Genomic DNA, 13,483 nt, shown 5'->3' with positions numbered 1-13,483 from the left:
GAATAAATTCACTTTGCTAAGGCAGCCTTCTGTATTTCACCGAGTTCAACACAGCCAGCGACTGCGAGATCAAGAAGTGAATCAAGTAAGTTGCGATCAAATGGCACACCTTCTGCAGTTCCCTGAACTTCAATGAAGCGTCCATCTCCACTGCAGACCACATTCATATCGGTATCTGCACGAACATCTTCTTCGTAGCAAAGATCGAGCATTGGAACGCCATCAATAATTCCGACCGAGACTGCAGCAACAGAATCGCTAAGTGGTTTTGAATCTGCCTTGATATGGCCTTGTGACTTAGCCCAAGAAATTGCATCGGCCAGTGCTACATAAGCACCGGTAATTGCAGCGGTGCGTGTTCCACCATCTGCTTGCAGAACATCGCAGTCGATAACAATTGTATTTTCGCCAAGTTCCTTCATATCTACAATCGCACGAAGTGAACGACCGACAAGGCGCGAAATTTCTTGAGTACGTCCGCCGAGCTTGCCCTTAACGCTTTCGCGATCAGAACGGGTATGAGTTGCACGTGGCAACATCGCATATTCCGAAGTTACCCAACCCTTACCGGAATCCTTCAACCAACGTGGAACACCTGGAGTAAATGAGGCGACGCAGAGAACGCGAGTCTTTCCAAATTCAACGAGCACTGAACCTTCGGCATGATCTAACCACTTGCGAGTGATTTTAATTTCGCGAAGTTGGTCATTACTTCTTCCGTCGTTGCGTGCCATGTACTTCCATTCTATTTATTTGGATTTATTTGAGGCTATTTATATGTTGAACAGAACCCACTTCAGGTCCTAAGAATCGACGGGCTAGAACTTCAAAGGCGGCCGAGTCCCCTGTAGCTAAAAAACGATGTGTTGCCGGCGTAGAAGAAGGTGCGCGAAGTAATGAGTTTTCAACCAGAGTTCTATAGAGATCTTTTGCAGTCTCTTCGGCGCTAGATACAAGTGAGACGTTATTGCCCATTACATAGGAGATAACGCCGGTTAATAGCGGATAGTGAGTGCAACCTAAAACCAAGGTGTCGACATCGGCATCCATTACTGGCTTCAAATATTCGCGAGCGACCTTGGTAATTGCTTCGCCAGAAGTTTCACCGCGCTCTACAAACTCCACAAATAGTGGGCAGGCGATAGAAGTTATCTCTAACTGTGGAGCAGCTGCGAACGCATCTAGGTAAGCCTTTGAATCAATAGTTGCACGTGTACCAATTACACCGATGCGACCAGTTCGACTTGCTGCAACTGCGCGGCGTACCGCAGGTTGAATCACTTCAATTACTGGAACGGAGTAACGCTCACGCGCATCACGTAACATCGCAGCACTTGCGGTATTGCAGGCAATTACCAAAGCTTTTACGCCTTGCTCAACTAGATAGTCGAGGGTTTCCAATGCAAAGGTACGAACTTCAGCTAACGGTCTTGGGCCGTATGGACCGCGCGCGGTATCACCAACATAGAGCGTAGATTCATTTGGAAGTTGGTCGAGAATTGCACGTGCGACGGTTAAACCGCCGACTCCTGAATCGAATATTCCGATTGGTGCATCGCTCACAGGGCAAGACTACCGCCTCGCACCTTAAGCCCAGAGCGTGCCGTCGAGCCCTTCGGTTGCTTCTTCTATCTTTGAACCATAAATACCAGTTGAAAGATATTTCCAGCCCGCATCACAGACGATAAATGCAATATCTGCATCGCGTCCTGCAGCAAGGGCTTCATTAGCCATCGCGATCGCTGCATGCAAAATTGCACCCGTTGATATACCGGCGAAAATTCCTTCGACTTCCAACAGCTCGCGCACGCGACGAACTGAATCTTCTGCACCTACTGAAAAGCGACGAGTCAGAACAGATGAGTCATATAGCTCTGGAACAAAGCCTTCATCAATATTTCTTAGCCCGTAAACAACTTCTCCGTAACGTGGTTCTGCCGCGATGATTTGAACATCAGGGTTCTGCTCGCGTAGATAGCGACCTGCGCCCATCAAAGTTCCGGTTGTTCCAAGTCCTGCCACAAAGTGCGTAACAGTTGGTAGATCTTTAAATATTTCCGGACCAGTGCCTTCGTAATGCGCCTTGGTATTTGCTGGGTTTCCATATTGATAGAGAAAAACCCATTCAGGATTTTGCGCCGCTAACTCTTTGGCAACGCGCACCGCTTCGTTAGAACCTCCGGCAGCAGGAGATGAAATTATCTTTGCGCCCCACATTTCAAGGAGTTGGCGACGCTCTGGACTTGTGTTCTCTGGCATTACACAAATTAATTTATAACCACGCACCTTTGCCGCCATCGCAAGTGAGATTCCGGTGTTACCGCTTGTTGGTTCCAAGATTGTGGCACCAGGTTTTAACTGGCCGCTCTTTTCAGCTTCGTTAATCATAGAAATCGCTGTTCGATCTTTAATCGATCCCGTTGGGTTGCGATCTTCCATCTTTGCCCAGAGGCGAACATTTGGCGCAGGAGAAAGTCGAGGTAGACCGATTAGCGGAGTATTTCCTACCGATGCCTCAAGTGATTCGTAACGCGACAATTTAACCGCCAGCGACAGCAGGAAGAATCGTTACTGAATCACCATCTTTAACTGGCGCTTCTAAACTTCCGAGAAAGCGCACATCTTCATCATTTACATAGATATTAATAAAGCGGCGAAGCGCACCATTTTCAAGGAGTCGATCGCCAATTCCTGGATATTGCGCATCGAGATCTGAGATAACCGCGCTAAGCGTTGTACCGGTTGCAGTTACTGCTTTTTGATCCTTGGTAAATGGACGAAGAATTGTTGGGATACGTACATCGATGCTCATGCCCTTATTATGGCCAAGATTTGCGTTAATCGGTAATTGAAACTTCTTCCTCGGTTACAACTCCATCGATTATTCGGAAAGAACGGAATTCAATTGCAGGTGCAATCTCTTTGCGACTAGAGACCAAAACATAGTGCGCACCAGGTTCGCCGGCATATGCGATATCCGTGCGGGATGGAAAGGCTTCGGTCTCAGTGTGTGAGTGATAAATGACGACAATTTCCTCATCGTTATCGTCTACTTCACGATAGAGCGCCAATAAATCCTTTGGATCAAATTCGTAGAAAGTTGGTGAGTGCGCCGCATTAATCATCGGCTTTAGCCGTTCTGGCGAGCCCTTACCAATTGGCCCAAGAATTACGCCACAGCATTCATCTGGATATTCAGCACGAGATTGCTCAATAATTGCATCAACGAAAGCTCTAGAAATAGTTAGTGACATAAGAGTCGTATCCTAACTCTCATCCATAAGGGCTGCTAACAAACCTTCTTGCAACCATCCGAGCCATCCATAAACAATATAGACGCCACGAAGTGGATCATCAGGTGCTAGAAGTTCTAACTCATCGCTAGTGCGTTCTTGAACATTTAAGCGAACGCCAAGCGCTAAGCGAATATCGTTAACTGCGCCTAACCATGCGTTAGCGCTATCGTGATCGAGATCTACCGTTCCATCTTTAGCGCTCTTTAAATACATCCGCATCGCCATGGCATGGGCCTGCTTCTTATTGCGAAGAGTTGATTCGGTATATCTACGAAACTCTGCCGAATCCACTTGATCTTGATAAGCATTAGGCAAGAGGCGATGCAGAACTTCATCTTCAGGTGGCGCATCGTGCGATGTTATGCCGACCATCGCGGCAAGTGGATCTTCATGTCCATGGTCTACGCGTTCGGCAAGTAGTTCAATGATTTGTTCGGCTAAATTAATTAAAATCTCGCGTTCATTCTCAGCAAATTCAGCGACGTAAGAATTGCTGCCGTGGCGTTTGAATCCTTCTGAAGTCATAGCGCCTGGTCTCCGCGTTGCAACGTTGCCCAGAGCCCATATTCATGAAGCCGAGCCACATCGTGCTCCATCTCTTCACGACTTCCTGTTGAAACAATCGCTTTGCCTTCAGTGTGCACTTTCATCATTAACTCGTGGGCTTTCTCTTTAGAGAAACCAAAGAGCTCCATCAAAACGTAAGTTACATAGGTCATGAGATTTACTGGGTCATCCCAAACGATGGTTACCCATGGAGTATCGCCAGAGAAGATTGCACGAATCTGCTCTTCGATATGAGTATCAGTCTTAACCATCACCGGATAATGATAGAGAACTCTGGAGCAGCTACCTGACGCCAAAGTTGATCGCCTTCGACAATTATTTGATAGCGCGCTACCTGTCGCGGTTCTTTCTCTAAGGCAAAGGCAAAGACGCCTTGTTCGTTGGTGGTTGCGATCGCAACCTTCTTCCATGCACCCGCGCTAAATTTCATTAGCGAGACTTGAGCACCAGCACTTCTTGGGCGAACTACCCCATCGATTGCAAATGAAGAATTGGCTTTTACCGAGCCGGGAGCCGAAATAGAAATTGTGCGATCAATCAATATTGAGATCTCATTGCTCAAGGATTCTGCGCGCTCCCATGTGCCATCAGTTGCAATACGGATGGAGGTTGCCTTGCCTAAGAGAATTGGTGTTGTAAATCTTCCATCTACGCCAGTTACTGCTGTGCCAAGTACGCGCCAAGTCGCATCGTTTGCGCTCTTGCCTTCAATGCGAAGTGGAAGGTTAGCGGCCGGTGATTTATCTTCTAAGTTCAATTGCGCAGATATCGAAACTGAATTTCCATAGAGCGCCGCAGTCTTATCCACCGTCAAGGCGCTAACAACTTTTACTGGTGAGATGCCGAGTGCAGTCTGGCGAATCGCTTCCATGGCAAGTGGCTCTTCCATGCCCAAAGTCCAAGCGGTAACGCCACCTAATTTATATTTAGCAACTAGCTCGCTTCTTAACTTATAGCTCTGTGCATTCTGATACCAAGCCGTGCGCGTTGCAGTACAAATTGTGGAGCGCCCGTCTGCAGTGGTTCCTTCATAAGACTTTGTATAAGTAAATGTTGCTTCGCCAAATTTTGCATCAAATACTGGTGTTACTTGGTAATTCGCCGCAAGCGCTGCAGCATCACGCATCACAAAAGTTGCAGCCTTTGCGCCAACTTTTATCGCATTTGCAAAAGGTGCAGGACACACGCCTTCGACCTTGGTTACCCAGTCACGGCCGTAACCTGCAAGACCGAGATATACCTTTGACGCCGGCATAATTGAAGCGGCATAGGCAACTGTTTTCTCAGTCCAAGCAAGCGGCCCGATTGGACCAACTTTAGAAACAGAATAGTCATAAGTCATGATTCTTAAACGATCAATAAATGGAGCGATCTGCGCCCAGGCGTAAACCGTGTAGCCCTTCTGTTTTTCGGCAGGGTTAAAGTTGTAAGGGGTTGAAACTGAGAGCAATTTATTATTTGCGCGCAATAACCCTGACAACTCCTTAACTAAAGCAACCCAAGGTGGCGCGGTCTTTGCCCAAGTGGTATTTCCATCAACAAATGCGAAACCTTCAAAATCTAGATCAATACCATCGAAGTTATTAGCCATCACATAGTCATTTAACGTTTTGGCAATTTGGGTTCTGCTCGTTGGATTGGCAAGCAAATTGGATAGAACTAACTTATCTGTCCCGTCGGTGATTGTTGGAATAATCTGAAAACCGGCGGCACGCATTGCAGCAAGCGGAGTTGCCATTGGAATACTTGGATTACCACTGACATATAGATCGCTGACATACGCTGATTTAGTCTTTCCGTTGTATTTCAAGGTGTACCAAAATGGCATTACCTCTTTAATTAAATCTGCGTTATTTAGCGCAGCCGGTAGCGAGGTCTTCATTGAGTAGTAAGGAATCCACCCAGTTAGGATTTTGCGAGGCTGATTAGCGCTATGTGCTTGCGGTGAAAAAACAACGCTTAGAGCGAATACAACGACTAAAGATTTACTTGTCAGGCGTTTTACGCGGGAGGCCGTCATAGATTTCTTTACAGACTGGACAGACTGGATATTTCTCAGGATCGCGCGATGGAATCCACTTCTTGCCGCAGAGCGCTCGTACCGCTTTACCGGTAACCGCTGATTCGACGATCTTTTCCTTCTTTACATAGTGCGCAAAGCGATCGTGGCCCCCATCATCTTCTTGCAGCCGTTCATCTTGTTGATTTTGGGGACGGGTAAGAAGATCAGTATCTCCCTCTAAATCAGGAGAGTTCTTACGGAAAATACCCATGTCCGAAAGGATAGTGGCAGCAGGTAGAATTTGAAGATGAAGGACTTGCTGCGCACGGCTGATTTATCGCGAGCCGATGTTGATTTGCTGCTAAACACTGCAGCCGAATTCGCCAAGAACCCACTTCGTTCTCAGGATTGTCTAAAGAACAAATCCGTTGCGATTTATATGACAAAGCCTTCAACTCGTACTCGCCTCTCATCTGAAACAGCAGTTGCCCACCTTGGCGGTACTCCAATATTTATTCGCGGAGATGAGCTGCAATTAGGACGCGGTGAAACTATTGCGGATACCGCAAAGATAATTAGCGGATATTGCGATGCTTTGATTATCAGAACTTTTGCGCAATCTGATGTCGATGAACTCGGAGCAAACGCTTCAATTCCTGTAATCAATGCGCTAACTGATGACGATCATCCAACTCAGTTGCTTGCAGATTGGTTAACGATCCGCGAAACATTTGGAAGCGATGTAAAGGGCAGAAAGTTTGTTTATCTTGGCGATGGAAACAATATGTCTCATGCTTGGTTAACCATGGGCGCAATAATGGGCGCACATGTAGTCGCTGCAACGCCTGATGGAAAATGGGCGCCAAGTGCTGATGTAGTCGCGCAAGCGAAAAAGATCGCCGAAAAAACTGGCGCAAAGATTGAAGTGACTAACGATCCCGAAGCAGCATCTAAGGGCGCAAGCGTTTTATATACCGATGTTTGGATGTCTATGGGAGATCCCGAGGCAGAGCGCGCAGAGAAGATTAAAGTGCTGGCACCATTTGCAGTTACAGATAATTTGATGGCGTTGACTGAAAAAGATTCCATATTTATGCACTGCCTGCCTGCGCATCGTGGTGAAGAAGTAGCAGCTTCCGTGATCGATGGCCCGAAGTCGGTCATTTGGCGCGAGGCCTATCACCGCCGCACAACTATCCAAGCCCTGCTCTATCACCTCACCCGTGGAGAACTCGCAGGGAATTAGATCAGCAAGTATGGTTTGTCCATGCGCGTAGCCGTCCCATTAGAAGTTAAAGCAGGAGAAAAGCGCGTTGCGCTAGTTCCTGACATCATCAACAAGTTAACTCGCCTTGGATATGAAGTAGTTATCCAATCAGGCGCAGGAGATAACTCGCAGGGAACCGATGCTGCATATGCCGCAGCAGGTGCCTCTGTCGTTAAAGACGATGTCCTTGCCGGAGCAGATGTAGTTCTCTCTGTTCAGCCGCTAACACCAGCGCAGATGGCAACGCTAAAGAGCGGTGCAATCACAATTTCATTCCTATCTACTGTCACCGCTGTAGATTCAATTGACGCGGCAATCAAAGCCGGCGTCACAGCATTTTCTCTTGAGTTGGTTCCGCGTATCTCACGTGCCCAGTCAATGGATGCGCTTACTTCACAAGCTTTGTGCGCTGGATATCGCGCAGTTCTTGTTGGCGCAGAGATGTCACCACGATTCTTCCCACTCTTGATGACTGCAGCCGGAACCGTTACACCAGCACAGGTCTTAGTACTTGGTGCTGGCGTTGCTGGTCTGCAAGCGATTGCCACTGCTCGTCGTTTAGGCGCAGTTGTTTCTGCATACGATGTTCGACCATCTTCAGCTGATGAAGTTAAATCAATGGGTGCAACTTTTATCCAACTCGAACTTGAATCACTCGAAGGCGCCGGCGGTTATGCGCGCGAGATGACTGAAGAACGCGCTGCAAAGCAACGCGAACTTCTAACTCCTTACATCGCAAAGTCACATGTAGTTATTACAACTGCTGCAGTTCCTGGTCGCACTGCGCCGCGTTTGATGACGCAAGCGATGATCGATGCCATGGAACCTGGCACAGTAATTGTTGATCTAGCTGCCGAGACTGGTGGAAACGTTGAAGGTTCAAAGCCTGGCGAAGTAGTTGTTACTAGCGGCGGCGTTCGTATCTGGGGCGGTAAAGATGTACCGAGCCAACTGCCATTCCACGCATCAAGTTTGTACTCACGAAATGTCGTTAACTTGTTAACTTTGATGACGACTGGAACAAAAGATGACGCACCAGTTGCGCTAAATCTCGACTTTGCAGACGAAATCATTAACGCATCGGCGGTTACTCATGGTGGCCAGCGACGCGACCCAAGTGCAGGAGGAGCCAAGTAATGGATGCAATGGCGATCGTCTCAATCTTCGTACTCGCAGTATTTGTGGGATTTGAAGTTGTTTCAAAGGTTTCCTCAACACTTCACACACCTCTTATGTCAGGTGCCAACGCGATTCACGGCGTTATCTTGGTCGGTGCGATCATCGTCGCCGATCACAGCAAAACAACGCTCGAACTATCTCTATCTGTAGTCGCAATAATCCTTGCAACGATCAACATGATTGGTGGCTTTGTCGTCACAGATCGTATGCTCGAAATGTTTAAGGGAAATAAGAAGGGAGCAGATAAATGAACCGCACTATGTATGACTTAATCGGTCTCGCAGCCGGTGTCTGCTTCATCCTTGCTCTCAAAGGTTTATCTCACCCAAAGACCGCCCGTCGCGGAAATCTAATTGGTGCACTCGGCGCAACGATTGCAACCTTGGTTGTCTTTGCCTACAACGCACCACTTAATAACCTTGGTTGGATCATCGGTGCAATCGCAGTTGGTTCGCTAATTGGTGTACCGGCAGCGCGCAAAGTACAGATGACGCAGATGCCACAACTTGTTGCGCTATTTAATGGTGTTGGCGGCGGTGCCGCAGCGCTCGTTGCAATTGTGGAATATCTCGCCCTTGGCGATGGAGCTTCAACAGCAGTCGTTATCTTTACCGTCTTCACCGTAGTAGTTGGTTGCGTCTCTTTCAGCGGTTCGATCATTACCTTCTTGAAGCTGCAAGAGTTGATGACAACTCGTCCAGTTGTTTTCCCTGGTGGAAGATTTGTTATCGCCGCAACACTGGCCGCAGTATTCGGGGTTTCAGGTTGGGTTGTAGTTGAACTCGGCACTACCCCGCTCTTGGTTTTAGCTGCACTTTCACTGCTATTCGGTGTTCTCTTCGTGCTTCCAGTTGGTGGCGCAGATGTGCCGATCGTTATCTCGCTACTTAACGCCTTTACTGGTCTAACAGTTGCGGCCAGCGGATATGTTCTTGATTCAACACTTCTGATTATTGCTGGAACGCTCGTTGGTGCATCCGGAACAATCTTGACGCGCTTGATGGCAGATGCGATGGGTCGTTCGCTCTTTGGAACTCTCTTCGGTGCTTTTACTGCCAAGCCACAAGATGTCTCTGCTGCAGGCGAAGAACGTCCAGTGCGTTCTGGTTCACCGGATGACGTAGCCATTCTTCTTAACTACGCACGTCGCGTGGTTATCGTTCCTGGTTTCGGATTAGCTGTTGCACAAGCACAGCACACCGTGCGCGAACTCGCTGATTTGATGATCTCTAAGGGCATCGATGTTGCCTACGGAATCCACCCAGTTGCAGGTCGTATGCCAGGACATATGAACGTACTTCTCGCTGAAGCAAATGTTCCTTACGATCAATTGGCTGAAATGGATGAAGTAAACCCAACCTTCGGTCAGACAGATGTTGCGATCGTTATCGGCGCAAACGACGTCGTTAACCCAGCAGCGCAGACAACACCTGGTTGCCCAATTTACGGAATGCCTATCTTGGAAGTTTCTAACGCTGCAAATGTTATTTTCTTGAAGCGTTCAATGCGTCCAGGCTTTGCGGGAATTGAGAACGAACTTCTCTATGATCCAAAGACGATGTTGCTCTTTGGTGATGCGAAGGCTTCGCTAACCAAAGTTGTTAGCGCGCTCAAGGCGCTTTAAACAAAACTCTTTAATTAAAAGAGTTAGCCAACCATCTCGGAGTCGCGCACTTTAGATTGATCGTGCGTGCACTTGGTGCTTGCAGGCAGGTCGTTGCAAGAATCGCAGAGCAGAATCAGTTCGTGGCAGGTCTTAGTGCGGCAATTGCGGAAGATCTTGCTAGGCGCCTGGCAGATCTCGCACTCACCGATGACCTTGGTCTTAGTTGAGAAATCGATCGCCATACGTGAATCAAAGGTGTAGAGCGAGCCTTCCCAGAGGCCATCGTCAGCAAACTTCTCACCATATTTAACGATTCCGCCATCGATTTGGTAAACCTCTTTAAAGCCACGGTTCTTCATAACAACTGACAAGATTTCGCAGCGGATTCCGCCGGTGCAGTAAGTAACGACTGGCTTTTCCTTCAAGTGGTCGTACTTTCCACTTTCAATCTCGCGCACGAAATCACGTGAGGTATCAACATCAGGAACAATTGCGTTTTTAAACTTGCCGATCTTGGCCTCAAATTGATTGCGACCATCGAAGAAGACAACGTCATCGCCGCGTTCTTTAACTAGCTCGTGAACTTGTTCTGGGCGAAGATGCTGACCTCCGCCGACAACGCCCTTTTCATCAACTTTAATTTCATCAGGGTTATCGAATGCGACGAGTTCTTTCTTCACTGCAACGTAGAGTTTTGGGAATTCATTGCCGGTGCCTTGCGACCATTTAAATCCGATCTTCTTAAAGCCCGGATACTTCTTGGTGTACTTCACATATTTGCGAAGATCATCAATGTCGCCACCGACTGTGCCGTTGATTCCTGTTGGAGAAATCAAAATGCGGCCCTTTAGGTTTAACGCTTCGCAGAGATTTTTCTGCCAGAGTTGAATCGCGACAGGGTCAGCTATGGGTGTGAAGCCATAGTACAAAAGGACTTTCTGCGGATTCATAGCGTTATTCTAACGCGGAAAATTAGCTCTCTTGAAGGTCAGTTGGAGCGTTATGCACGTCCAGAACTTCGCCGCTGAGTTTGTCGGTGCGGTTCAGTGTTTGTCCTGACTGGGGGCGCTTGGCATCTTCCTTATAAATCGCAGGGATTGAGCCAAGTAAACCCTTCTGGAAATCTTCAAATGCTTGCAGAACTTCGCGCTTGGTATTCATTACAAATGGGCCCATCCAAGCAACAGGTTCCTTGATTGGTTGGCCACCGAGAATAAATAGTTCAAGGTTTGGTGAACGAGTTTCCTGGTTATTTGCAGCGCGAACAACGATTGAATCGCCATCGCCGAAGACAGTTAGCTGTCCCATCTGCACTGGACGACTTTCATCGCCGACAAAACCATGTCCAGAGATTGTGTAAACAAGTGCGTTGTAATCCTTGCGCCATGGCAAGCGAAGTTCTGCACCTGGTGCAACAGTTGCGTGAATTAAAGTAATTGGTGTCTGTGTTGTTCCAGGACCAACATGTCCATCGAGTTCACCTGCGATAACGCGAATAAGTGATCCACCATCTGCGCTAGATAAAAGTGCGACATCATTTGCACGCACATCTTGATAGGCAGGTGGTAACCATTTCTTTTCTGCAGGAAGATTTACCCAGAGTTGGAAACCGTGAAATAAACCACCGCTCATTACCAAATGCTCTGGTGGAGTTTCAATGTGAAGAATTCCGCCGCCGGCTGTCATCCATTGTGTGTCACCGTTTGAAATTGTTCCGCCGCCGCCGTTGCTATCTTTATGATCAAAGATTCCATCAATAATGTATGTAACTGTTTCGAATCCGCGGTGTGGGTGCCATGGGGTTCCCTTAGGTTCACCTGGCGCGTATTCAACTTCGCCCATTTGATCTAAGTGAATAAATGGATCGAGTTCTGCCAAGTCAACGCCTGCGAATGCGCGACGAACCGGAAAGCCTTCACCTTCAAAACCTTGTGGCGCGGTCGTGATGCTCTTTACGCGACGTGCACGTGAATTTGGCGCATCGGTGACGCGAGGTAGAACGGTGATGTCACTTACGGTAACTGCTGGCATTTTTGCTCCTTATGTCTGAGCCTGATTTTAGTTGAACTTTCAACTACCTGCAACTTAAAGTTATATTCACATTTATGTGGATAAAGCGCTCAATGAGCCTAATTTTGTCAGCCCTGCAAACGATTATCTGCCCATGTCTACCGCCGCCGAGATCGCAACTTCTATCGGGCCGCTGGATGAAAATACATTTCAGAAAGACTTCCAAGCTCAGGCTCTGGCTTCAGACCTAGATATAACAAGCAAAGTTACTGAACTTTTAAATTCCATGCCAGGGATCAAGACTCTCTCCGAATTAGTTTCAATCGATCCTGGCAAACTTTCGCCCAGTTCGCGTATTGATTACTTAACAGCGCTAGAACGCCAAACCGCTTGGCTTCAGGCTCTGATGCAACGGGCAATCATTGCTGTGGCTGGAAATGATCCAAGCGTCGCAAATGGTCAAGAACCATTCTTTGGCGTTGATGAAGCAGAACGTGAAGATGTTTCTACTGCCTTGCGCCTTTCCGCAGGAACTGCCCAATCTCGTATAGATGTTGCGCGAACTTTGGTAAATCACTTACCCAATACTTGCTCAGCTTTAGCAACCGGCGATATTTCTCTCGCACATGCAAATGTAATTGCCAAAGAGACCGCAGCTGCAATTCGTGATGGACTAACTGAGTTTCAGATTTTTGAGGTAGAGCAGCGCGCTATTGCCCATGCAGAATTTCACACTCCAGCCCAAGTTGCCAGCCAAGTACGCACTTCTTTGGCGCGGATCGCTCCAGAAACTTTTGAAGATACGGTCGCACGGGCACGTGATACTCGTCGAGTTTCTTGTTATAACGATAGCGATGGAATGTCTACAGTCGTAGCAATCTTGCCTGCCGCGGATGCGCAAGTAGTAATGAACGCGATCGAGAGCTTTATCCGTTTAGCCAGCGCCGATATTGAAAACAAAGATGGATCTGTTAGCGCTAAAGATGCAAGAAACACAGATATGAAGCGCGCGGATGCACTAACAGCAATCGCTGCAGCCTCACTTTCTGCTTCTCCTGTTACACCTCATCGCCGTCCGATATCAATAAACGTCACAATCGATCTTCCAACGCTGCTCGGTCTTGCTGAAAACCCAGGACAGTTGAATGGTTACGGGGCAATTCCTGCATCGGTGGCTCGCGAATTGGCTTCCGACGGAAAATGGATTCGTTTTATAACCGATCCACAAACAGGAAATCTATTGGATTACGGTCGGGAAAGTTATGAACCTCCGCAAGCGCTGAAAGATTTCTTAATTGCTCGAGACCGCACTTGCCGATTTCCGGGATGTCGAAGATCGGCAGCGCTCTCAGATTTGGATCATGCACAAAGTTGGGAAGAAGGGGGGTCTACTTCGGCGGAAAATTTAGGAGCGCTGTGTAGGCGACACCATCGATTAAAAACTCATGACGGTTGGAGCGTAACTAGCCATGGCGATGGTTCCTGCACTTGGGTATCTCCACTTGGAAAGAAATTCTTCACACCAGCACGTTCTATACATGACGCCGTTTGATTCA

At 47.8% G+C, this 13,483-nt stretch carries 16 protein-coding genes; 5 read left to right on the top strand and 11 right to left on the bottom strand.

Annotation, left to right across the window (positions count from 1 at the left end):
- Positions 1-8 precede the first annotated feature (8 nt).
- From rph to A1sIIB106_RS01150, 9 genes are read right to left on the bottom strand one after another with little or no spacing between them, the layout of a single operon-like run.
- Positions 9-734, bottom strand: coding sequence for a ribonuclease PH (gene rph / locus A1sIIB106_RS01190; protein WP_095677079.1), 726 nt, complete (start codon positions 732-734; stop codon positions 9-11).
- Between the two features lie 25 nt (positions 735-759).
- Entirely contained in the window at positions 760-1,563 is an 804-nt protein-coding gene (gene murI / locus A1sIIB106_RS01185; protein WP_095670699.1) for a glutamate racemase, read from the bottom strand.
- A gap of 24 nt (positions 1,564-1,587) precedes the next feature.
- The gene (locus A1sIIB106_RS01180; RefSeq protein WP_095677078.1) at positions 1,588-2,538 is read right to left on the bottom strand and encodes a PLP-dependent cysteine synthase family protein; all 951 of its coding nucleotides are present in this window, start codon (positions 2,536-2,538) and stop codon (positions 1,588-1,590) included.
- A 1-nt stretch (position 2,539) separates the two neighbouring features.
- Positions 2,540-2,812 carry a MoaD/ThiS family protein gene (locus tag A1sIIB106_RS01175; RefSeq protein WP_095670697.1) on the bottom strand — a complete coding sequence of 91 codons (273 nt, stop codon included), beginning with the start codon at positions 2,810-2,812 and terminating at the stop codon, positions 2,540-2,542.
- 25 nt (positions 2,813-2,837) lie between these two features.
- Positions 2,838-3,254 (bottom strand): M67 family metallopeptidase, encoded by a 417-nt coding sequence (locus A1sIIB106_RS01170; protein ID WP_095670696.1) that lies wholly within the window; start codon positions 3,252-3,254, stop codon positions 2,838-2,840.
- Positions 3,255-3,266: 12 nt separating this feature from the next.
- Entirely contained in the window at positions 3,267-3,821 is a 555-nt protein-coding gene (locus A1sIIB106_RS01165) for a DUF2017 domain-containing protein (RefSeq protein WP_095677077.1), read from the bottom strand.
- Positions 3,818-4,114, bottom strand: coding sequence for an ATP-dependent Clp protease adapter ClpS (gene clpS, locus A1sIIB106_RS01160; protein WP_095677076.1), 297 nt, complete (start codon positions 4,112-4,114; stop codon positions 3,818-3,820). Before clpS ends, A1sIIB106_RS01165 begins: the two co-directional genes overlap by 4 nt.
- Positions 4,114-5,883 (bottom strand): glycosyl hydrolase family 18 protein, encoded by a 1,770-nt coding sequence (locus A1sIIB106_RS01155; protein WP_095677075.1) that lies wholly within the window; start codon positions 5,881-5,883, stop codon positions 4,114-4,116. Before A1sIIB106_RS01155 ends, clpS begins: the two co-directional genes overlap by 1 nt.
- Positions 5,849-6,136 carry a DUF3039 domain-containing protein gene (locus A1sIIB106_RS01150; protein WP_095677074.1) on the bottom strand — a complete coding sequence of 96 codons (288 nt, stop codon included), beginning with the start codon at positions 6,134-6,136 and terminating at the stop codon, positions 5,849-5,851. Before A1sIIB106_RS01150 ends, A1sIIB106_RS01155 begins: the two co-directional genes overlap by 35 nt.
- A 36-nt stretch (positions 6,137-6,172) precedes the next feature.
- Between A1sIIB106_RS01150 and argF the strand changes: the two genes are divergently transcribed.
- The 4 genes from argF to A1sIIB106_RS01130 are packed head-to-tail and all read left to right on the top strand — an operon-like array spanning position 6,173 to position 9,935.
- Entirely contained in the window at positions 6,173-7,111 is a 939-nt protein-coding gene (gene argF, locus A1sIIB106_RS01145; protein WP_095677073.1) for an ornithine carbamoyltransferase, read from the top strand.
- Positions 7,112-7,132: 21 nt separating this feature from the next.
- On the top strand, positions 7,133-8,269 hold the full coding sequence (locus A1sIIB106_RS01140) for a Re/Si-specific NAD(P)(+) transhydrogenase subunit alpha (protein ID WP_095677072.1): 1,137 nt from the start codon (positions 7,133-7,135) through the stop codon (positions 8,267-8,269).
- Complete coding sequence (locus A1sIIB106_RS01135; protein WP_095670689.1) at positions 8,269-8,562, top strand: NAD(P) transhydrogenase subunit alpha part 2; 294 nt, start codon at positions 8,269-8,271, stop codon at positions 8,560-8,562. The genes A1sIIB106_RS01140 and A1sIIB106_RS01135 overlap by 1 nt, the downstream gene beginning before the upstream one ends.
- Positions 8,559-9,935 carry an NAD(P)(+) transhydrogenase (Re/Si-specific) subunit beta gene (locus A1sIIB106_RS01130; protein ID WP_095677071.1) on the top strand — a complete coding sequence of 459 codons (1,377 nt, stop codon included), beginning with the start codon at positions 8,559-8,561 and terminating at the stop codon, positions 9,933-9,935. Before A1sIIB106_RS01135 ends, A1sIIB106_RS01130 begins: the two co-directional genes overlap by 4 nt.
- Positions 9,936-9,958: 23 nt before the next feature.
- Here the strand turns inward: A1sIIB106_RS01130 and trhO are convergent, their stop codons facing one another.
- Together trhO and A1sIIB106_RS01120 are read right to left on the bottom strand one after the other, a co-directional pair.
- Positions 9,959-10,867: an oxygen-dependent tRNA uridine(34) hydroxylase TrhO gene (gene trhO, locus A1sIIB106_RS01125; protein ID WP_095677070.1), complete on the bottom strand. Its 909-nt coding sequence runs from the start codon at positions 10,865-10,867 to the stop codon at positions 9,959-9,961.
- Between the two features lie 22 nt (positions 10,868-10,889).
- Entirely contained in the window at positions 10,890-11,948 is a 1,059-nt protein-coding gene (locus A1sIIB106_RS01120; protein ID WP_095677069.1) for a pirin family protein, read from the bottom strand.
- 133 nt (positions 11,949-12,081) lie between these two features.
- Between A1sIIB106_RS01120 and A1sIIB106_RS01115 the strand changes: the two genes are divergently transcribed.
- Entirely contained in the window at positions 12,082-13,479 is a 1,398-nt protein-coding gene (locus tag A1sIIB106_RS01115; RefSeq protein WP_095677068.1) for an HNH endonuclease signature motif containing protein, read from the top strand.
- The last annotated feature ends 4 nt before the right edge of the window (positions 13,480-13,483 follow it).

Source organism: Candidatus Planktophila lacus, assembly GCF_002288325.1.
Classification (GTDB): domain Bacteria; phylum Actinomycetota; class Actinomycetes; order Nanopelagicales; family Nanopelagicaceae; genus Planktophila; species Planktophila lacus.
Note: the sequence above shows the minus strand (reverse complement) of the source record. Positions and strands in the feature narration are given on the sequence as shown.